The organism is Rhizobium sp. Rhizsp82, assembly GCF_047325115.1.
Classification (GTDB): Bacteria; Pseudomonadota; Alphaproteobacteria; order Rhizobiales; family Rhizobiaceae; genus Rhizobium.
The window spans coordinates 2,251,177-2,269,636 of record NZ_CP168570.1; the positions used below are offsets into that span (position 1 = coordinate 2,251,177).

Genomic DNA, 18,460 nt, shown 5'->3' on the forward strand with positions numbered 1-18,460 from the left:
GCCCTTGTTTCAGTGGCCCATGCTTCTAGCTAACTCCCCGTAAGCCATCCGGCACGGGGAATTCTGGATGATTATAGACGGCGCTGCCGGGGCATTGCCTTCATCTGACATATGCATCGTCGGTGCCGGTCCGGTCGGCCTTTCGCTGGCTTTCCGCTGCGCCGAACGCGGTCTTTCCGTAGCGATTGTCGAGGCAGGTTCCGCTGACGGCAGTGGGGGCGATATCGCACCCGGTCCCGTCCATTTCACCAACGGTCATCACGTCGAAAGCGCGGTCTCGGTCGCAAGCGGCATCGGCGGCACGTCGCGGCTTTGGGGCGGCCGCTGCGTGGCACTCGATCCGCTGGATTTCGGAAGGCGCGGCCACGTCCCGATGTCGGGCTGGCCGATCCCGGCTGACGCGCTGCAACCCTACTATCCCGATGCCCTGAATTTCCTCGGCTGTGATCCCGGGGCTTCGGTGATGAAGTCGCGAGCCGAAGGTGACGTGCGGATGGATTCGCTGGAGCATTGGGCGCCGGAGCCTGATCTCGGCGGCAGATATCGCGAGCGCCTGGTCGCCGCCGCCGGTATCACGGTGATCACCAATGCGCGCGTCAGCGCCATGATGGTCTCCGGCGATGGAGATATCGAGGGGCTGGAGCTGCTGACATCGGAGGGCCGGAGGGACCTGCAGGCCGGCCGCTACGCACTGGCGGCAGGCGGTCTCGAAAACACCCGGCTTCTGCTGGCCGCGCAGGAGAGACATCCGGAGAAATTCGGTGGACGGGAAGGACCGCTCGGCCGCTTCTATGCGGGGCATCTGACCGGCTATCTCGGGGTCGTCGAATTCAACAACGTCGAGACCGAGGACCTGCTCTGGTTTCGCAAGGCGAGCGGCGGCGATATCGTTCGCCAGCGCCTGATGATCGATCCCCCGGTGCAGGTGGCGAACGGGTTGCTCAATGCCGCCTATTGGCTGGAGAGCCTTTCGATCGCCGATCCCAGCCATGGCAGCGGCGCGCTGTCGCTGGTCTATCTGATCTTCGCGCTGACCGGCCTCTATCCGCGCATTGCCCGTGGCCTGGCGCCTGCAACATCGATCACGCCGCAACGCCTCTACCGCGCCCACTGGCGCAACATCCGCAATGATGTGGCCGTTATCCCGGGCGCGGCGTGCACGTTGTTCGACATGCTGCTGCGGCGCTTCAGGCGGACGGCGGGCGCGGTGTGCAATCCGCGGCGCCGCTATCTGCTGCGGTATCACGCCGAGCAGGCGCCGAATCCCGAAAGCATCGTCCGGCTACGGACGCAGGGCGAGGGGAAAGTGGCCGGTCTCGAAATAGACCTGCGGTTCGGCATGCAGGATTTCGATTCCATCGTCCGCTCCCATGAGATCATCGATCGGTGGCTGCGGCGCGAGAAGCTCGGTCATCTCGATTATATCCACCGCTGTGACGAGCGGCGCGATGCCGTCAGGGATCAGGCGCTCGACGGCTACCACCAGATCGGCTCGACCCGCATGTCGGATGATCCCGATAGCGGCGTGGTGAACAGCGATTGCCGTGTGCATGATGTCGGCAATCTCTATGTCGCGGGCAGTAGCGTCTTTCCGACGGGTGGACAGGCCAATCCGACGCTGCCGGCCATCGCTCTGGCGCTGAGGCTTGCCGATCATTTGGCCAGTTTGGCGAGTGACGAAACGCCGTTGAGCGAGCCGAAGGTCGAGGAAACAGTGTCCTCATGAACGAGGAAAGGGGCGGGACCTCCAGGTCTCGCCCCTTTCTCTCCGCGGTCTTGTGACGCGCGCCGGTCTATTCGAGAACCTGGATGACGCGGTGCGTCTGCGGTTCCACGATCACACGGCGGTCATTGACCACGGTATAGGCATAGCCATCCATATTGGGGACGGTATGGACTTCGACGGTATCGGGCAGTGTCGTGCCGACGACCACATCGCCGTCATAGACAACGGAAGGCGTCTGCTGCTCCATCACATAGGTGCGGACTTCGCCCGGAAGAACGATAGCACCGGTCGGAGCCGGATCGGTGACGATGACGGTGCTCTGCGCGAAGGCAGCAGAGCTAACCGTCAGCAGTGCGGCGGCCGTGGCCAGCATGATCTTGCGCATGGGATAAACTCCTTTTCCTACCCAGCCGTCATGGAAACGTGGCGGAAAGTTCGTTGTTCCCAAATCAGCCCGCCGATCTCAGCGGGCGGCGAGCTCCACGCGCATCATCGCGAGCAGCGTATCGTAATCCTGGATGCCGTCGAAATAGAAGCGAATGACACTGCGGGCGACATCCAGCGCCTCCACACTCTGCTTGTGAAGCTGGCGCTCGGCCGCTACCGTATCGAAGACGGCCTGAAGCACATCGACCTCTTCGGGCGCGACCGGATCGTGTATCCCGCGTTCTGTCACCGCGTTCATTCACTCCTCCACTCTTCCTCCTGCTATATGTCAATGTGCGAGCGGCAGGGGCGCATTTCAACCGCCAAGCGCAATGATAGTAATTGAGTCCTTACTAAAACGGATGGCGCATCCGCGGCTTAGCCTTTCCCGATGGTCGCTGCTGAGACTTTTTGCCCGCGATCTCTGCGTATCCCGTTAATAAGTGATTAACCATAAGCGGCGTTTATTCCATCCTGAATGCTGGCGGCTTGTTGATTCGAGAAACCGCTGGGCGAATTTTCCCGTTTTGGGGAACAGGAAAGACGATAACGGCGGCTCCCTGAATGCGTTTGCTGAATCTGATATCGATCGTTGCGGTAGCGGGCGTGATGGCCGGCTGCAGTACAACGAGCGGCAGCGTCAAGCAGCCGTCCGGCCCGGAAGCCATTGCCAGCGAAAAGGCGCTGGTCATGCCGCCGCCCGGCGGGCCGTCGATCGTCAGCGTCGTCGAGACCAAGCGCGGCAATGGCGTCGAGCAGACGCTGTCGCTGTTCACGTCGTCTTCGGTTCCCGGCCAGAATTTCATGAAGGTGCAGTTCCTGGGCGCCAGCGGCTCCAATCCTGATACCGGAAGTGCCGGCTACAGGATGTTCAGCGAAACCGGCATGTCGCGCGAAGCCTTCGCTTCCGTGCCCGGCGTTGCCATGGCGCGCAACACGACCTTCCTGCAGAATAGCTACGGCCCGTTCTCCTACGCCTCCGGCCGCAGCCGCGGTGGCGATACCTGCATCTATGGCTGGCAGCAGATCCGCTCCAGCCGCGCCGCGCATACGCAGACCCGCAATTTCGGCATGATCCAGGTGAAGCTCCGGCTTTGCGATGCCCGCGCCAGCGAGCGCCAGCTGCTCGCCGTCATGTACGGCTACACGATCACCGGCACGCTGAACGGCGAGATCTGGAATCCCTACGGCGACGTTCGCGGCGCCGACCCGACGCTCGGCCAGACCGGCACGCCGATCTATCCGGATGAGGGCGGTTATCGTCAGATGTCGATGCCGCTCGGCTATGAACCGGCGCCGCAGGCCGTCAGCCGCACCACGGTGCGCCGTGCCGTCGTCACGCGGCCACAGCCCGCCGTGGCACCGCAGCCGGTGGTGCAGCAGGCGCCGCCCGTCGGGCCGCGTGTGCCGCTGCCGGATGCGCCGCAACAGAGCTCGCAGATGGTTGCTCCGGGCAGTCCCGCGCAGCCGGCTGCTCCGGCACAACAATCCGCGCGGGCAGGCGGTGTCGCCGTGCCCTCGCCAGACTGCATAGGCGATGCGGCCATGACGGCCGCCTGCCGGAGATAGACTTGCATGCCCGGGCCTTCTGGCCCGGTTCTGTCATTTCGAAGGAACGTCGATGCATAAGGCCCGAAGCATCCTGATATGGGCGGTTGTCTCGCTCTGCACGATTGCGCTGATCACGCTGCCGGTGAACCTGCAGACCCAGCTCATCGCCAGCATCACCGTCGTCACCATCATGGCGATCATCAAGGTGATGAAGGGCGAGGGGACCTGGCGCCTGATCGCGCTCGCCTTCGGCACGGCCATCGTTCTTCGCTACGTCTACTGGCGCACGACCAACACGCTGCCGCCGGTCAATCAGCTGGAAAACTTCATCCCCGGCCTGCTGCTCTATCTCGCCGAAATGTATTCGGTGGCGATGCTGGCGCTCAGCCTTTTCATCGTCGCCACCCCGCTGCCGCCGCGCCCGTCGCGTGCTGCGCGCGAGGAGCGCTTCCCGCATGTCGACGTCTTCGTCCCCTCCTACAACGAAGACGCCCACCTGCTCGCCAACACGCTGGCCGCTGCCAAGGCGATGGACTATCCGAAAGAGAAGCTGCATGTCTGGCTGCTCGATGACGGCGGCACGCTGCAGAAGCGCAATTCCAACAAGCTCGTCGAGGCACAGGCTGCGGTCGCGCGCCATGCCGAGCTGAAGCAGCTCTGCGAAGATCTCGACGTCAAATACCTGACCCGCGACCGCAACGAGCATGCCAAGGCCGGTAACCTCAACAACGGCATGAAACACTCGACCGGCGAACTGATCGCCGTCTTCGACGCCGACCACGCGCCGGCCCGCGACTTCCTGCTGGAGACCGTCGGTTATTTCGACGACGACCCGAAGCTATTCCTGGTGCAGACGCCGCACTTCTTCATCAACCCGGATCCGCTTGAGCGCAACCTGCGCACCTTCGACAACATGCCGAGCGAGAACGAGATGTTCTACGGCATCATCCAGCGCGGTCTCGACAAGTGGAATGCCGCCTTCTTCTGCGGCTCCGCAGCCGTTCTCAGCCGCAAGGCGCTGGAGAGCCAGGGCGGCTTCTCCGGTATCAGCATCACCGAGGACTGCGAAACGGCGCTGGCGCTGCACGGCACCGGCTGGAACTCGATCTATGTCGACAAGCCGCTGATCGCCGGCCTGCAGCCCGCCACCTTCGCCAGCTTCATCGGCCAGCGCAGCCGCTGGGCGCAGGGCATGATGCAGATCCTGCGTTTCCGCTTCCCGCTCCTGAAGCGCGGCCTGACCATCCCGCAGCGTCTCTGCTACATGTCGTCGACGCTGTTCTGGCTCTTCCCGTTCCCGCGCACGATCTTCCTCTTCGCGCCGCTCTTCTACCTGTTTTTCGATCTCGAAATCTTCACCGCGTCGGGCGGCGAGTTCCTGGCCTATACGCTGGCCTACATGCTCGTGAACCTGATGATGCAGAACTATCTCTACGGCTCGTTCCGCTGGCCGTGGATCTCGGAGCTCTACGAATATGTGCAGACGGTCCACCTTCTGCCTGCCGTCGTTTCGGTCATGCTCAATCCGCGCAAGCCGACCTTCAAGGTGACGGCGAAGGACGAGTCGATCGCCGTCAGCCGGCTGTCGGAAATCAGCCGTCCGTTCTTCGTCATCTTCGCGGTGCAGATCATCGCCTTGATCATCACCATCTACCGCATCTATGCCGAGCCCTATAAGGCCGACGTGACGCTCGTCGTCGGCGGCTGGAACATCATCAACCTGATCATGGCCGGCTGTGCGTTGGGCGTGGTTTCCGAGCGCGGCGAGCGCTCCTCGTCGCGGCGTGTGCGCGTCAACCGCCGCTGCGAACTCGGGGTCAACGGCAAATGGTACACGGCCTCGATCGAGGACGTTTCCGTCCACGGCGCCCGCCTGCATGTCTTCAACAAGCAGCTCGACCAGATGACGGTCGGGGCCGAGGGCGAAATCCGCTTCCGCCCCTATAGCGGCGCCGATCTCGAAACCCTGCCGCTCATCGTCCGCAACATGGAGCCTTCGGGCGACATCACCATGGTCGGCTGCCAGTATGTTCCGAAGAATGCTCTCGACCACCGGCTGATCGCCGACCTGATGTTTGCGAACTCGGACCAGTGGACGCAATTCCAGCAGAGCCGCCGCCGCAACCCGGGCCTCATCCGCGGCACCATCTGGTTCCTCGGCCTGTCCTTCTACCAGACCAGCCGCGGCCTGGTGTATTTCTTCCGCAGCATGCGGCCGGAGCGCGAGGCGCAACAGCAGCAACAGCAACAGACGGCAAAGGCGAACGGCTGATGAAGAAGCTTGCCGCTGCCTCCGCTCTGCTTCTCAGTGCCTCGGCGATCGCCTATGCGCAGACCGCGCAGGCGCCCGCACCCTTCGACATGTCCGGCGAGCGTCCGGCCGGCCTGCAGCCGATGGTGCCGCGCATGACGGTTCCGGCCCAGCAGCCTGCTGCGGCCCCGGCTCAGCCGGCGCCGGCTCCCGCCGCACCTGTCCCGGCCGCACCCGTCGCTGCGCAGCCTGCACCCGTTCCTGCCGTTCCGGCAACGCCGCCGGTCCTGTCGCAGCCCGCGGCCGCTCCGGCACCTGTCCCGGCGTCCCCGGTTCCCGCGTCGCCCATCGCCGCACAGCAGCCCGCGGCGCAGCCGCAGCCGCAACAGACGCCTGCCGCGCCGGATGCTGCAGCCACGGCCCGTGCAGCCGGCAATGTCGTGCGCTATGTCGTGCCTGCCGCCAAGTTCGGCCTGGAAGGCGAGTATGACCGCAAGTCCTGGTCCGTCTATCTGACGCCCGAGCAGGCGGCTGCCCCGGCAAAGTTCAACTTCGCCTATCAGAACTCGATCGTCGTCGCCCCCGAGGCCTCGCAGATCACCGTGCTGATCAACAACCGGCCGGTCGGCCAGCAGCAGGTGGGCTCGCCCGACAGCCAGTCCTCCGTCAGCTTCGACGTGCCGCGCGGGCTGCTGCAGCCGGGCGCCAATCTGCTGACCTTCGAGACCAACCAGCGCCACCGCACCGATTGCAGCATCCAGTCCACCTATGAGCTGTGGTCGAATATCGATCCGTCGCAGACCTATTTCAGCTTTGCCGGGCAGGATGCTGCGCGCCTGTCGAGCACCGATGCGATCCGCGCGATCGGCGTCGATGGCGCGGGCAAGACCGAATTCGATCTGCTGGTCCCGGCGCTCGAGCAGCCGGGTACGACGAAGCCGCTGCTGCGCCTGACGCAGGGCCTCTCTGTCCTCAGCGGCATGCCGAACCAGACCTTCTCCTTCAGCGCCGATCGCCTGCCGACCGGTGGTGCCGGCAAGCTCACCGTTCTCGTCGGCACGCCGGCCGAGCTCGCGCCTTACTTCCCGGCGCTGCCTCCGGCCGTCCAGTCGGCCCCGCTCGCCACCTTCGCGACCGATCCTCGGACGGGCTCGACGGTACTCTTGATCAGCGGCCCGTCCTGGCCGGCGATTTCGCAGGCGATCGATACGATCGTTCAGCCCACCGACCGTTCGCCCGATGTACGCCGTGACGTGCTGACGACGCAGCGCTGGACGGCGCCGGATGCGCCGCTGCTTTTCGAGGACACGCGCCTCAGCTTCCAGAAGCTCGGCGTCAAGACCACCGAATTCTCCGGCCGCCGCTTCCGCACCGATTTCAACGTCGCCGTTCCCGCCGATTTCTATGCCAATGCCTATGGCGAAGCGACCGTGCTGCTCGATGCCGCCTATACGGAGAACGTGCTCCCCGGCAGCCATATCGACATCTATGTCAACGGCAACATCGCCTCGACCGTGCCGATCACTTCGACCGGCGGCGGCATCCTGCGCCATCTGCCGATCCGCGTCACGATGCGGCATTTCAAGCCGGGCCTGAACGAGCTGGCGCTCGAAGCGATCCTGCAAACCAAGGAAGACGCCGCCTGCGCGCCCGGCTCGACGGCCGGTGGCACGCCGCGTTTCGCGCTCTTCGATACGACCGAATTCCACATGCCGGATTTCGCCCGCGTCGGGCAGCGGCCGAACCTCGCGGCGATGGCCGGCACTGCCTATCCCTATGGGCGCCTGACCGCGCCGATGCCGCTGTTCCTGGACCGCGCCGATGCCGATACGCTCTCCGCTGCGGCAACGCTGCTAGGCCAGATGGCGAGCATGGCCGGTCACCCGATCGATATCGAAACCTCGGCCTCGCCGAGCACGATCGGCGACCGCGACGCGATGTTCATCGGCTCGATCTCGCAGCTTCCGGCAACGGCGCTGTCGCAGGTCAATGTCGCGACCGCCAGCCAGGCCTCGTGGCGTCCCGTGCCTGATACCGGCGCAGCAGCACCCGACACCAACGCCGCCTTCGACGAATGGCGTTCGAAGGTCAGCGGCGGCGCCTGGAAGGGGCAGGTCACCGCCTTCCAGGAATGGATGCGCCGCAACTTCGACATTTCGCTGAGCTCGCTGCAATTCGTGCCGGGCGCCGAAGAAGTCTTCGCCCCGTCGAATGTCGCAACGATGATGGTGGCGCAGGGCACGAGCCCTGAAGGCAACGGCACCTGGACGCTGGTCACCGCACCCTCGGCAAAGGATCTGCGCGAAGGCGCCGAAGCGCTGACCTCTCAGGCCAACTGGCCGCAGATATCGGGCCACATCACCACCTATTCGTCGAAGACGGGCAAGGTCGAAAGCGTCCCGGTGACGCGCTTCGATTTCGTGCCGTCGCAGACCTGGACGATCGCCAATTATCGCCTGATCGCCGCCAACTGGCTGTCGACCAACATTCTCTCCTACGCCTTCCTGCTGGTCGTCCTGTCGATGCTGATCGGCGTCGCGACATCGAGCATGCTCGGCAGATTGGGACGAGGAAAATGAGGGGGATCGCGACGCGGCTGATGGCGGGCGTCGTTGCCCTCAACCTGTTGTGGCAGCCAGCCGCGGCACAACAGGTTCTGGTCGCTCCGCAGGCCTGGGCGGCCTACAAGACGCAATTCCTCGATCAGACCGGCCGCGTCATCGACAACGGCAACGGCAATATCAGCCACAGCGAAGGGCAGGGCTATGGCCTGCTGCTTTCCTACCTCGCCAACAGCCCCTCCGATTTCGAGCAGATCTGGTACTTCACCCGCACCGAGCTCTTGTTGCGTAACGACGGGCTGGCCGTCTGGAAATGGGATCCGAATTCCAAACCGCACGTCACAGACATCAACAACGCCTCCGACGGCGACCTCTTGATCGCCTATGCGCTGGCGCTTGCCGGTGCTGCCTGGAAGAAGCCCGAATATATCGAGGCGGCGGCCAAGATGGCGCATTCGCTGCTGACCGAAGCCGTCGTTCAATCCGGCGGCCGCACGCTGCTGATGCCCGGCGTTGAAGGTTTCATGCCGCCCGGCCGCAAGGATGGTCCGGTCATCAACCCATCCTACTGGATCTACGAGGCGCTGCCGGTCATGGCGCTGCTGGCGCCCTCCGACCAATGGCAGAAGCTCAGCGACGATGGTCTGGCGCTGTTGCGCAGCATGCAGTTCGGCCCGCGCAAGCTGCCGGCCGAATGGGTGAGCCTGGCGCGCATGCCGGCACCGGCAGAGGGCTTCGATGCCGAGTTTGCCTATAACGCGATCCGCATCCCACTCTACCTTGCACGGGCCGGTGTAACCGATGCCGAGCTCTTCGGACGGCTGCAGCAGGGCATGACGGTGGACGGGGCTCCGGCCACCATTGATCTCACCACTGGTAAACCGAAGGCGGCGCTTTCGGATGCTGGTTATCGAATTGTTAACGATGTTGTGGCCTGTGTGGTGCATGGTACGAAACTGCCAGAATCAGCTCTGCAGTTCTCGCCAGCGCTCTACTATCCGTCCACCCTCCAGCTGCTCGGGCTGGCATTCGTTGGGGAGAAACATCCGGAGTGTCTGTGAAGTCCTCTCTCGTTGCAATTTCCGCGGCAGTCGTCGTGGCTGGTGTCATTACCGGCCTGAAGGATCGCGCGGCGCTACAGCAGCGCTTCGGGATTGGTGAAGAAGACAACGCTCCGAACCTGATGCTGATGGAGCGCATCAAGGGTCCGGATGCGCCGGCTGACCCGAAGATCGACGTTCAGGCGATCACCGACCGGCTGCAGGCTGCAGCGCCCGTTCTGACTGCGCAGACGCAGGCACAAGGACAGGGACAAGCGCCGGTTTCGGCCGTTCCGCCGATCACCGTGACACCGGCAGCACCGGTCAACGCCGATGCCGCTCCGGTCGAGACCGCACAGCAGACGCAGCCCACACCGGCAACCCCAGCTGCACAGCCGCAGAATCAGGCCCAGGGCCAGCCGAAGGTCGACGAAAGCGCGCTGCGCTATTTCGCCAGCCGCGGCGACAAGGTGCGCCTGCAGGCCGAAATCTCCCGTCTTCAGGCGCTCTATCCGAACTGGGTTCCCCCGGCCGATCCGCTAGCCGTGCCGCAGAGCGGCGACAAGCAGCTCGAGACCATGTGGCAGCTCTATTCCGAGGGCCGTTATGCCGAGCTGCGTTCGGCGATCGCCAACCGGCAGACCGCCGAGCCCGCCTGGCAGCCACCGGCCGACCTACTCGACCGCCTCGATGTCGCCGAAGCCCGCGCCCGGCTGATCAATGCATCCGATCTCAAGCAATATGCGACCGTCGTCGATATCGGCGCCGCAACGCCGAGCCTGCTGACCTGCAGCGATATCGATGTCCTCTGGCGCGTCGCCGAAGCCTTCGTCGATACCGAACGCCAGCAGCGTGGCATCGACGCCTATACCTATATCCTGAAGAACTGCACCAATCCGCAGGAGCGCCTGGCGACCATCCAGAAGGCCTCAGCCGTGCTGCCGTATCAGCCGATGCAGTCGCTGCTGGCGCTCGAACAGCCGGCCGTCAGCGGCGCGCGCGAATTCGACAGCATCCGTGACGACCTTGCCCGACGCTTCCTCGCCGAGGGCAATGCCGACGACAAGCTGACGATCGCTGCCGATTATATCTCGCGCGTCGAGCGCCTTGCCGGAGCGCAGGGCGAACCGGCCGATGCGCTGCTGCTCGGCTGGTACCAGCTGCGCCGCCAGAATGCGACCGATGCCGAAAAGTGGTTCCGTGCCGCCCGCACCAAGGAAGACAGCGCCTCGGCCTCCGAGGGCCTCGCGCTGGCGCTGGTCGATCGCAAGGCGCCGCAGGAAGCCGAAGAGGTCATGTTCAAGTGGCGCAACGATTCCAAGGACGCGATGGACACCTATCTGGCCGCCACCGCCAACCTGATGGCGCTGCAGCCCCCGGCCAACATCACCGAGGACGTGCTCGGCCGCATGGCGACCGAAATCATCGCCCAGAAATACGTGCCGACCGCCCAGCAATATGGCTGGTATGCCCGTTCGCTCAACCAGCCGCAGACGGCTGCACGCTGGTTCGAAACGGCGCTGCGCTGGAAGCCCGATGACGAGCCTTCCGCCTATGGTCTGGCGATCACCCGCGAGCAGCTGAACGACCGCAAGGGCGTTGCCGAAGTCCAGAGGCTCTGGGCCGGCCGCTCGCAGCGTATTGCCACGCTCGACGACACCTCGTCGCTGACACCGAACGTCTCCGCGCCGCTGCCCGGCCCGACCCAGGCGCCGCAGACCAATGCACCCGTCGCCGTGGCGCCCACGCCGCAGCCGGTGCAGCAGCAACAGTACCAGCAGGCGCCCCAGCAATATCAGCCGGCGCAGCAGTATCAGCCCGTGCAACAGCAGCAGGCCTACCAGCAGCCGGTTCAGCGCCAGCGCACGCAGGTTGCGAGCTACGATGCCGAGCCGTCCCGGCCCGCCGCCGCTCAGCAGACGAGCCGCGCCCCGCGCGGCTGCGCCACGACGATCGACGCCAGCATGCTGAGCCCCGGCGATGCGCTGACCCGCGGCTGGTGCCTGATGGATCTCAACCGTCCGATGGAGGCGATTGCCGCCTTCGAGACGGCGCTGAAGAGCCCGGCGCGCCAGAACCGCGAAGATGCTGCCTACGGCCAGAGCCTCGCCTATCTGCGCGCCGGCCTGTCGAACAACGCCGCCGTCTCCGCGACCCGCGCGCCGCAGAACCGCCAGCGCGCCGCCGAGCTGCAGGTCGCCATCCTCGCCGACCGTGCGCTCTCGGCCTACGGCGCCAAGCGCTATCGCGAAACGCTGATCTATCTCGACCAGCGCGCCCAGCTGAAGCAGGAAACCATCGATCTGATGGTGCTGCGTGGCTACTGCTACCTGAACCTCAAGATGTATGGCGATGCCACCCGCGTCTTCGAGGCGGCGGCCGCGACCGGCAGCAAGGACGCCAATCGCGGCCTCGCCAATGTTCGCGAGGCGACACACCCGGATGGCCGCTACTGACCTTGGCAAGCGCCGCTGCCACGGTTAGACAGGAGGCATGAAGAGGAGCTGGGGGCGATGAGAACATCCAAGGTCATCCATGTCGTTACCTGCCACGCCGAAGGCGAGGTGGGCGATGTGATCGTCGGCGGTGTCGCGCCGCCACCCGGTGACACGGTCTGGGATCAGTCCCGCTTCATCGCTACGGATGAGACGCTGCGCAATTTCGTGCTTAACGAACCGCGCGGCGGCGTCTTCCGCCATGTGAACCTGCTGGTGCCGCCGAAAAACCCGAAGGCGCAGATGGGCTGGATCATCATGGAGCCCGCCGACACCCCGCCGATGTCCGGCTCCAACTCGATCTGCGTTTCGACCGTGCTGCTCGATACCGGCATCATCCCGATGCAGGAGCCGGAAACGAATATGATCCTTGAGCCGCCCGCCGGTCTCATCGAGGTCACCGCCACCTGCCGCAACGGCAAGGCCGAGCGCATCAGCGTCAAGAACGTCGCCTCCTTCGCCGACAAGCTCGATGCCAAGCTGGAGGTCGAGGGGCTCGGCACGCTGACCGTCGATACCGCCTATGGCGGCGACAGCTTCGTCATCGTCGATGCCCATGCGCTCGGCTTCTCGATCGCCCCACACGAGGCCCGCGATCTCGCCGAACTCGGCATGAAGGTCACCAAAGCTGCCAACGAGCAGCTCGGCTTCGTCCACCCGGTCAACAGCGGCTGGGACCACATCTCCTTCTGCCAGTTCGCGGCCCCCGTCGCCGTCGAGAACGGCATCCTGACCGGCGCCAATGCCGTTGCCATCCGGCCGGGCAAGATCGACCGCTCGCCGACCGGCACCGGCTGCTCGGCGCGCATGGCCGTCCTGCATGCGAGGGGACAGATGAAGGTCGGCGACAAGTTCACCGGCCGCTCGATCATCGGCTCCGAGTTCCATTGCTCGATCGATTCCGAAGCCGATATCGGCGGCAGGCCGGGCATCGTGCCGATCATTTCCGGCCGCGCCTGGGTGACGGGAACGCAGCAACTGATGCTCGATCCCTCCGACCCCTATCCGGCGGGCTACCGCCTTTCGGACACCTGGCCGATGGAAAAGCAGACCGGCTGAACCGGACCATCGCCCGCCAATCACCTAGCAGACAAGGAATACGCAGTGCCCAACTCCAATATCTTCGGCAAAGACTACGACGCTTTCCTCTTCGACATGGACGGCACGCTGGTGAACTCGATCGCCGTCGTGGAGCGCGTCTGGGGCGCCTGGGCAAAGCGCCACGGCCTGGAGCCGGAGGTATTCATGAAGACGGTGCACGGCGTTCGCGCCTCCGATACCGTCCGCAATCTCGGCCTGCCGGGCGTCGATCCCTTCCACGAGGCAAAGCTGCTGCTCGAGGCCGAGATGGAGGATGTCGAGGGCATCATCGAAATCCCCGGCGCCATCGATTTCGTCGAGAGCCTGCCGGACGACCGTTGGGCGATCGTCACCTCGGCCCCCGCCGAACTCGCCTTCAAGCGCCTGAAGGCGGCCGGCATTCCGCTGCCGAAGGTCATGGTAACAGGCGAGGAAGTCTCGGCGGGCAAGCCGAGCCCGGAATGCTACATCCTCGGCGCCAAGCGCCTCGGCGTCGATCCGGCCCGTTGCCTGGTGTTCGAAGATGCCGTCGCCGGCATTCTCGCCGGTGAAGCCGCCGGCGCTGACGTCGTCGTCATCACCACGACCCACGCAACGCCCTTCGAAACACCCCATGCCGAAACTGACGGCTACACGGATTTCCGCGTCGAAACCAAGCCCGGCGCCGTCTCCATCGCCAGGGCTTAATCAACTGTCGGCTTTTTGAGCGGATAGATCCTTTTTCCGCTTGCATTCAAGCCGTCGAAAAACTAAACGATGCAAGCCGTTTAGGCAGGTCGGGGCGTAGCGCAGCCCGGTAGCGCACTTGACTGGGGGTCAAGGGGTCGCAGGTTCAAGTCCTGTCGCCCCGACCATTTAAACCCTTGAACATCAAGGGTTTTCGTTCTCTCCCCCGAGGGCCGAAATGGCCTAGAGGAGAACGAAGCGTTGGAGAAATTCCACCAAATTCCCACCGGATGATTTGGCCTTTTCGCGCATGGCGCAGCCGCGCCTCTCGAAAACCCCACCAAAATTGGACGTGATCTTTCCTGAATAGTCCTCGTCTTTTCGCCCTCCGCGCATCTATTCTATCGGCGCGCCAGATGGCGCGGCGGAGGGACAGCAATGACCGGTCGCAGGATGATGGACGGTTCGCGGGAGCGGCTGGTCGAGGCGTTTCAGGCGCTGACGGACGAGGCTGTCAGGGCCGGATGGGCAGAGGGTGATGTCGCGATGGCGCTGACGGAGCTTGCCGGGGAATATCTCATCGAACTTAGTGGCAGGGCGATCACCGAAGGTGCTCTGCATCCGCGGCTGGCCGAGGTCGTGCCGCTTCGAAAGCACTGACCCGGCAGATTCGACTTAGGCAAGCAGCCCGGCGATGCGGGCGGCGGTGATGAACGAGAGCCGCGCCTTGCTGGCGCTGATCAGGCCGTCGAGCGCGTCGAGGCAATGCTGCATGGCGATGCGGTATTCGCGGCCGCGGTTGCCCGGCCAGCGCTTCAGGAACTCGACGGCATCCCAGGCGGTGGAGATGATGAGGTCTGCGGTTGCGGATTTGACGCGGACGGGGGAGGGGAAACTTCTCTGACTCATGGTACGATCTTCGATACTGAATTGAACCTGCCATCGAACGCCGGGCGTACGGCTTTGTTCCCGGTAGATTTCTGACTGTTGCAAAGCGTGAAATCCCAGCGCATAGTACGGCCGTTCCCGTTCCATGGGTGCCGGCGCGGCTCTGTCCGCGTCAGGCCTGTCAGGAAGTGCCGCTTCGATGCTCGACACGCCCATACATCCGCGCGACCTCCCGTTATTTTCGGACGATCTCGACGTGATTTCCAATGTCCTGGATGAAGTCTGCGAACACCGCGGTGTCGGCCGCCGCACGCCGGAGGCAGAGCGCCTGGGCGCGGTGATGATCCAGCTTTACCGGCAGGGTGTCAGAGACGGCGCAAAGCTCGCCGCCCTGACCAAGGCGTATCTCTGAAGCTTACTTCTGCTCGACGGAAATTCCGTTCTGGCCGATGCTGAGCTCGACGCCTTCAGGCTTGCTTTCTTCACGGTAAATATAGGCGCCGAGGCCGATGACGACGACCACGAGCGCGCCGATGACGAAATAAAGACTGCTGTTACGATTCAAGATGTTTTCCCTCAACGCGTTGATTGCGCGCCGAAAACGCGCGAGGGGCGGTTTGGTTCCGGATTAATCGTCATTGGTGGCATTGAGTTCTTCCGGCCGCAGGCCGTCGTCGCCGTTGCCGCGTGCCTTGAGGCGCACGCCGGGGCCGCCTTCGTCATGATTGCCGCTGGCGATGAATATGATGCCGGCCGCTTCAAGCGCATGTTTGGCGGCCAGAAAGGCCTGCGGCTCGCCGCTGCCTTCGCCCTGTTCGAGCGCCGAGATGATTTTTGCGGAAAGGCCGGATGCCGCGGCCAGTTCCTCGATGCTCATGCCCGTCATGGCGCGGGCGCCGCGTATCTGTGTTCCCGTGATCATGAGGAGAAGTTTAGCGCGGACGGGCCGCTTCTCAAGTGGCGCTGACGCCGGTTTTGCGCATCTCGGCGAGCTGGTGGCGGTGCTCGAGTGCGGCGCAGCCCCAGACGATGCCGAACAGCAGATAGACGTGGCGCCAGTGGTCGATATCGATGACGTTGCCGATCGTCGCATGGCCGATGACGCAGATCCAGGCGATCATCAGGAAGGGCTGCCAGGGGCGGTCCTTGAGCAGGTTCTTGAAACCGAGATAGATGGTCCAGATCAGCATCGAGACATAGGTGACGAAGCCGAGCCAGCCGTAGGTCGTCAGGCATTTCAGCCAGATATTGTGCTCGTCCTCGGGGAAGATCGTGCCGAACACCATCGGGCCGATGCCGAGCGGCCGCTCCATCATCATCTGGAAGCCGATGCGGTGGCGGTCGAATCGGCCGAGATATTCGCCGTCATATTGCTGCACCAGCTGTGCGCGGGTGCTGAAGAGATCGGCGACCTGCGGGATCTGCAGGGCGATGACGAGTGCCGCGACCATCAGGATCACCGCCGTCATCGACATCAGCAGGATCTTCAGGCGGAAGGCGCCGGTGCGTTCTTTCAGGAGCATGACGAAGATCAGGATCACGATCGTCAGCAGGAAGAGGCCCCAGGCGGCGCGCGAGAAGGACAGGAAGACCCCGAGCGCCAGGATCAGCAGCGCAAGGGCGCGCACCGGCGAGCTCAGCAAGCTGCGCGTCAGCATGCCGTGCACGAGGTAGAGCGAGGGGGCGACGAGGAACGGACCGAAGACGTTCGGGTCCTGGAAGGCGCCCTTGGCGCGGTCGTAGAGCGTGAAGACTTCCGAGCCGGGGAAGGCGTGGAAATAGCCGAGAATGCCGAGCAGCGAGGTGATGACGGCGGCAAACACCCAGGCGTTGAAGATCAGCACGAGGCGCTTGGCATTGTCCTCGATGATCGCGGCATAGAAGACCGATGTCAGCGCCAGGAAGGTCGAGACGGCGATATACATCGGCCCGCCCGTCATGTCCTTCATCTGCGTCAGAGACAGCATGCCGCCGACATTGAAGGTGATCAGCAGTGCCAGCAGGATGCCGCTATAGCGGGAGATGCGCAGCCCGAGGATGAACCAGATGCCGGTCAGCCCCGCCATCCAGAGCTCGTAGGGCGCCGGCTCGTCGATGACGAAGCCGGAGAGAAACACGCCGAAGGCGACCAGCGCAGAGCCGATGATGCGCAGCGTCACGCGCTGCGGGTCGGCGACGCGTGGATATGTCGCCTCGATCGCGCTCAATAGGCATTTTCCGTATTGAGCAGCCGGATCGGTGTCAGGAACAGGATCTTCAGGTCGAACCAGAGCGACCAGTTCTCGATATAATAGAGATCGTAGGCCGTGCGGAACTTGATCTTGTCGTCATTGTCGACTTCGCCGCGCCAGCCGTTGATCTGCGCCCAGCCGGTGACACCCGGCTTGACGCGATGGCGGGCGAAATAGCCCTCGACGACATCGCCAAAGGCCCGGTTATGGGCCTGGGCAGCGACGGCATGCGGGCGCGGGCCGACCAGCGACAGCTCGCCGCGCAGCACGTTGAAGAGCTGCGGCAGCTCGTCGATCGACGATTTGCGGATGAAGCGGCCGAAGGGGGTGACGCGCGGGTCGCCCTTGGTCACGGCCGCCTTTGCGCTCGGGTCGCTCATGTTCGTGTACATCGAGCGGAACTTGAAGACGTTGATGACTTCGTTGTTGAAGCCGTGGCGCTTCTGCATGAAGAAGACCGGGCCCTTCGAGGTCAGCTTGATGGCAACAGCCGTTGCGATCATCACCGGCCAGAGCAGGAGCAGAGCGAGTGTCGCGAAGAAGATGTCGAAGCCGCGCTTGGCAACCGAATCCCAGTCCTGGATCGGCTTCTTGAAGATATCGAGCATCGGCACGGTGCCGACATGCGAATAGGCGCGCGGGCGGAACCGCAGGCGGTTGGCATGGGCGGCAAGGCGGATATCGACCGGCAGCACCCAGAGCTTCTTCAGAAGCTGCAGAATGCGGGCTTCGGCGCTGAGCGGCAGGGCGATGATCAGCATGTCGATGCGCGTCAGGCGGACGAACTCGACGAGTTCGGCAACGGTGCCGAGCTTCGGATAGCCGGCGACCATGATCGGCGAGCGCTTCTCGCCGCGATCGTCGAAAATGCCGCAGATGCGGATGTCGTTATCGGGCTGCAATTCGAGCAGACGGATCAGATCCTTGGCCGGATCGCCGCCGCCGACGATGACGGCGCGCCGCTCCATGACGCCGTTGCGCGCCCAGTTGCGGATGCCGTAGGCGACGAGGAAGCGCGTGCCGATGAGGAACAGGCCGGCGACCGAGAACCAGGCAAGATGCAGGTTGATCTTCGCCCAGGAGGTCTCGTTAAACAGCGCAAAGACCATTTCCGTCAGCAGGAAGGCGGCTGCCCAGGAGAGGAAGATCCGCGGCAAGAGCCGCACGCGCGAGCGCAGCGCCGGGATCGAATAGGTATCGCTGATCTGCAGGCTGACGACGGCGAAGGCTGCGATGAAGAAGGCGAGCGCGACGCGCGAGGCGAAGGTCTCAGTGCTGCCGTCGCCCGGCCAGATCAGGAAGGCAAGGAGACCAATGACGAATTGCGAGGCGAATTCGAAGAGCCGGAACTGGCCGATGATGATGGCGGGCGAATGCGTGCCTTCGCGAAACTGCTCGGCGATCTGCAGGGCGTAGGGGTTGATCGACCCTGCCTCATCCGCCTTCTCGGCGGTATCGCCACGCGCGTGGATGTCCGAGACCTGCTTGCGCAGCGTTTCGACGTCGAACTGACCGCTCTTTTCTGCCTTGTTCATGAGGCTTCCG

General features: G+C 64.1%; 17 protein-coding genes and 1 tRNA gene. 11 read left to right on the forward strand and 7 right to left on the reverse strand.

Translation table 11 applies throughout. The annotated features are described in order from the left end of the window. Positions 1 to 67: 67 nt before the first annotated feature. Positions 68 to 1,726: a GMC oxidoreductase gene (locus ACEN84_RS15975; protein WP_413709235.1), complete on the forward strand. Its 1,659-nt coding sequence runs from the start codon at positions 68 to 70 to the stop codon at positions 1,724 to 1,726. Between the two features lie 67 nt (positions 1,727 to 1,793). Here the strand turns inward: ACEN84_RS15975 and ACEN84_RS15980 are convergent, their stop codons facing one another. After that, on the reverse strand, positions 1,794 to 2,111 hold the full coding sequence (locus ACEN84_RS15980; RefSeq protein ID WP_112718745.1) for a DUF1236 domain-containing protein: 318 nt from the start codon (positions 2,109 to 2,111) through the stop codon (positions 1,794 to 1,796). 78 nt (positions 2,112 to 2,189) lie between these two features. Continuing rightward, a complete protein-coding gene (locus ACEN84_RS15985; protein WP_112718744.1) occupies positions 2,190 to 2,411 on the reverse strand; it encodes a hypothetical protein in 222 nt (73 codons plus the stop codon). 305 nt (positions 2,412 to 2,716) lie between these two features. Here ACEN84_RS15985 and bcsN point away from each other — a divergent pair, with 305 nt between their 5' ends. The 9 genes from bcsN to ACEN84_RS16030 all read left to right on the forward strand — a co-directional run bounded on the left by bcsN (position 2,717) and on the right by ACEN84_RS16030 (position 14,456). Then, complete coding sequence (gene bcsN, locus ACEN84_RS15990; RefSeq protein WP_413709236.1) at positions 2,717 to 3,721, forward strand: cellulose biosynthesis protein BcsN; 1,005 nt, start codon at positions 2,717 to 2,719, stop codon at positions 3,719 to 3,721. Positions 3,722 to 3,773: 52 nt separating this feature from the next. Then, on the forward strand, positions 3,774 to 5,975 hold the full coding sequence (gene bcsA / locus ACEN84_RS15995) for a UDP-forming cellulose synthase catalytic subunit (protein WP_112718827.1): 2,202 nt from the start codon (positions 3,774 to 3,776) through the stop codon (positions 5,973 to 5,975). Further along, on the forward strand, positions 5,975 to 8,533 hold the full coding sequence (locus ACEN84_RS16000) for a cellulose biosynthesis cyclic di-GMP-binding regulatory protein BcsB (protein WP_413709237.1): 2,559 nt from the start codon (positions 5,975 to 5,977) through the stop codon (positions 8,531 to 8,533). Before bcsA ends, ACEN84_RS16000 begins: the two co-directional genes overlap by 1 nt. Then, positions 8,530 to 9,576: a glycosyl hydrolase family 8 gene (locus ACEN84_RS16005; protein ID WP_413709238.1), complete on the forward strand. Its 1,047-nt coding sequence runs from the start codon at positions 8,530 to 8,532 to the stop codon at positions 9,574 to 9,576. The genes ACEN84_RS16000 and ACEN84_RS16005 overlap by 4 nt, the downstream gene beginning before the upstream one ends. Then, on the forward strand, positions 9,573 to 12,011 hold the full coding sequence (locus ACEN84_RS16010) for a cellulose synthase (protein ID WP_413711315.1): 2,439 nt from the start codon (positions 9,573 to 9,575) through the stop codon (positions 12,009 to 12,011). Before ACEN84_RS16005 ends, ACEN84_RS16010 begins: the two co-directional genes overlap by 4 nt. A 57-nt stretch (positions 12,012 to 12,068) precedes the next feature. Next, the gene (locus ACEN84_RS16015; protein WP_413709239.1) at positions 12,069 to 13,109 is read left to right on the forward strand and encodes a trans-3-hydroxy-L-proline dehydratase; all 1,041 of its coding nucleotides are present in this window, start codon (positions 12,069 to 12,071) and stop codon (positions 13,107 to 13,109) included. A 96-nt stretch (positions 13,110 to 13,205) separates the two neighbouring features. After that, positions 13,206 to 13,817 carry an HAD family hydrolase gene (locus tag ACEN84_RS16020; protein ID WP_413711316.1) on the forward strand — a complete coding sequence of 204 codons (612 nt, stop codon included), beginning with the start codon at positions 13,206 to 13,208 and terminating at the stop codon, positions 13,815 to 13,817. 90 nt (positions 13,818 to 13,907) lie between these two features. Next, positions 13,908 to 13,984: transfer RNA gene (locus ACEN84_RS16025), tRNA-Pro, on the forward strand. 250 nt (positions 13,985 to 14,234) lie between these two features. Continuing rightward, positions 14,235 to 14,456: a hypothetical protein gene (locus tag ACEN84_RS16030; RefSeq protein ID WP_112718738.1), complete on the forward strand. Its 222-nt coding sequence runs from the start codon at positions 14,235 to 14,237 to the stop codon at positions 14,454 to 14,456. Between the two features lie 15 nt (positions 14,457 to 14,471). Here the strand turns inward: ACEN84_RS16030 and ACEN84_RS16035 are convergent, their stop codons facing one another. Further along, a complete protein-coding gene (locus tag ACEN84_RS16035; RefSeq protein ID WP_199628785.1) occupies positions 14,472 to 14,705 on the reverse strand; it encodes a DUF982 domain-containing protein in 234 nt (77 codons plus the stop codon). A 178-nt stretch (positions 14,706 to 14,883) separates the two neighbouring features. On the opposite strand from ACEN84_RS16035, the gene ACEN84_RS16040 reads away from it, so the two are divergent. Beyond that, positions 14,884 to 15,096, forward strand: a complete 213-nt coding sequence (locus ACEN84_RS16040; protein WP_413709240.1) for a hypothetical protein — start codon at positions 14,884 to 14,886, stop codon at positions 15,094 to 15,096. A 3-nt stretch (positions 15,097 to 15,099) separates the two neighbouring features. Here ACEN84_RS16040 and ACEN84_RS16045 read toward each other — a convergent pair whose 3' ends face one another. The 4 genes from ACEN84_RS16045 to ACEN84_RS16060 all read right to left on the reverse strand — a co-directional run bounded on the left by ACEN84_RS16045 (position 15,100) and on the right by ACEN84_RS16060 (position 18,450). Next, entirely contained in the window at positions 15,100 to 15,249 is a 150-nt protein-coding gene (locus tag ACEN84_RS16045; protein ID WP_165402739.1) for a hypothetical protein, read from the reverse strand. 63 nt (positions 15,250 to 15,312) lie between these two features. Beyond that, positions 15,313 to 15,606: a helix-turn-helix domain-containing protein gene (locus tag ACEN84_RS16050; RefSeq protein WP_112718735.1), complete on the reverse strand. Its 294-nt coding sequence runs from the start codon at positions 15,604 to 15,606 to the stop codon at positions 15,313 to 15,315. Positions 15,607 to 15,637: 31 nt separating this feature from the next. Then, the gene (locus ACEN84_RS16055; protein WP_112718734.1) at positions 15,638 to 16,891 is read right to left on the reverse strand and encodes an O-antigen ligase family protein; all 1,254 of its coding nucleotides are present in this window, start codon (positions 16,889 to 16,891) and stop codon (positions 15,638 to 15,640) included. Then, positions 16,888 to 18,450, reverse strand: a complete 1,563-nt coding sequence (locus tag ACEN84_RS16060) for an undecaprenyl-phosphate glucose phosphotransferase (protein ID WP_413709241.1) — start codon at positions 18,448 to 18,450, stop codon at positions 16,888 to 16,890. The genes ACEN84_RS16055 and ACEN84_RS16060 overlap by 4 nt, the downstream gene beginning before the upstream one ends. Positions 18,451 to 18,460: the final 10 nt, after the last annotated feature.

Coding starts and splice junctions, on each gene's coding strand:
- ACEN84_RS16050 (WP_112718735.1), bottom strand. CDS start 15,606: ATGATCACGGGAACACAGATACGCGGCGCCCGCGCCATGACGGGCATG.
- ACEN84_RS16005 (WP_413709238.1), top strand. CDS start 8,530: ATGAGGGGGATCGCGACGCGGCTGATGGCGGGCGTCGTTGCCCTCAAC.
- ACEN84_RS15975 (WP_413709235.1), top strand. CDS start 68: ATGATTATAGACGGCGCTGCCGGGGCATTGCCTTCATCTGACATATGC.
- ACEN84_RS16015 (WP_413709239.1), top strand. CDS start 12,069: ATGAGAACATCCAAGGTCATCCATGTCGTTACCTGCCACGCCGAAGGC.
- ACEN84_RS16040 (WP_413709240.1), top strand. CDS start 14,884: ATGCTCGACACGCCCATACATCCGCGCGACCTCCCGTTATTTTCGGAC.
- ACEN84_RS15980 (WP_112718745.1), bottom strand. CDS start 2,111: ATGCGCAAGATCATGCTGGCCACGGCCGCCGCACTGCTGACGGTTAGC.
- ACEN84_RS16060 (WP_413709241.1), bottom strand. CDS start 18,450: ATGAACAAGGCAGAAAAGAGCGGTCAGTTCGACGTCGAAACGCTGCGC.
- ACEN84_RS16020 (WP_413711316.1), top strand. CDS start 13,206: ATGGACGGCACGCTGGTGAACTCGATCGCCGTCGTGGAGCGCGTCTGG.
- ACEN84_RS16000 (WP_413709237.1), top strand. CDS start 5,975: ATGAAGAAGCTTGCCGCTGCCTCCGCTCTGCTTCTCAGTGCCTCGGCG.
- bcsN (WP_413709236.1), top strand. CDS start 2,717: ATGCGTTTGCTGAATCTGATATCGATCGTTGCGGTAGCGGGCGTGATG.
- ACEN84_RS15985 (WP_112718744.1), bottom strand. CDS start 2,411: ATGAACGCGGTGACAGAACGCGGGATACACGATCCGGTCGCGCCCGAA.
- ACEN84_RS16030 (WP_112718738.1), top strand. CDS start 14,235: ATGACCGGTCGCAGGATGATGGACGGTTCGCGGGAGCGGCTGGTCGAG.
- ACEN84_RS16035 (WP_199628785.1), bottom strand. CDS start 14,705: ATGAGTCAGAGAAGTTTCCCCTCCCCCGTCCGCGTCAAATCCGCAACC.
- bcsA (WP_112718827.1), top strand. CDS start 3,774: ATGCATAAGGCCCGAAGCATCCTGATATGGGCGGTTGTCTCGCTCTGC.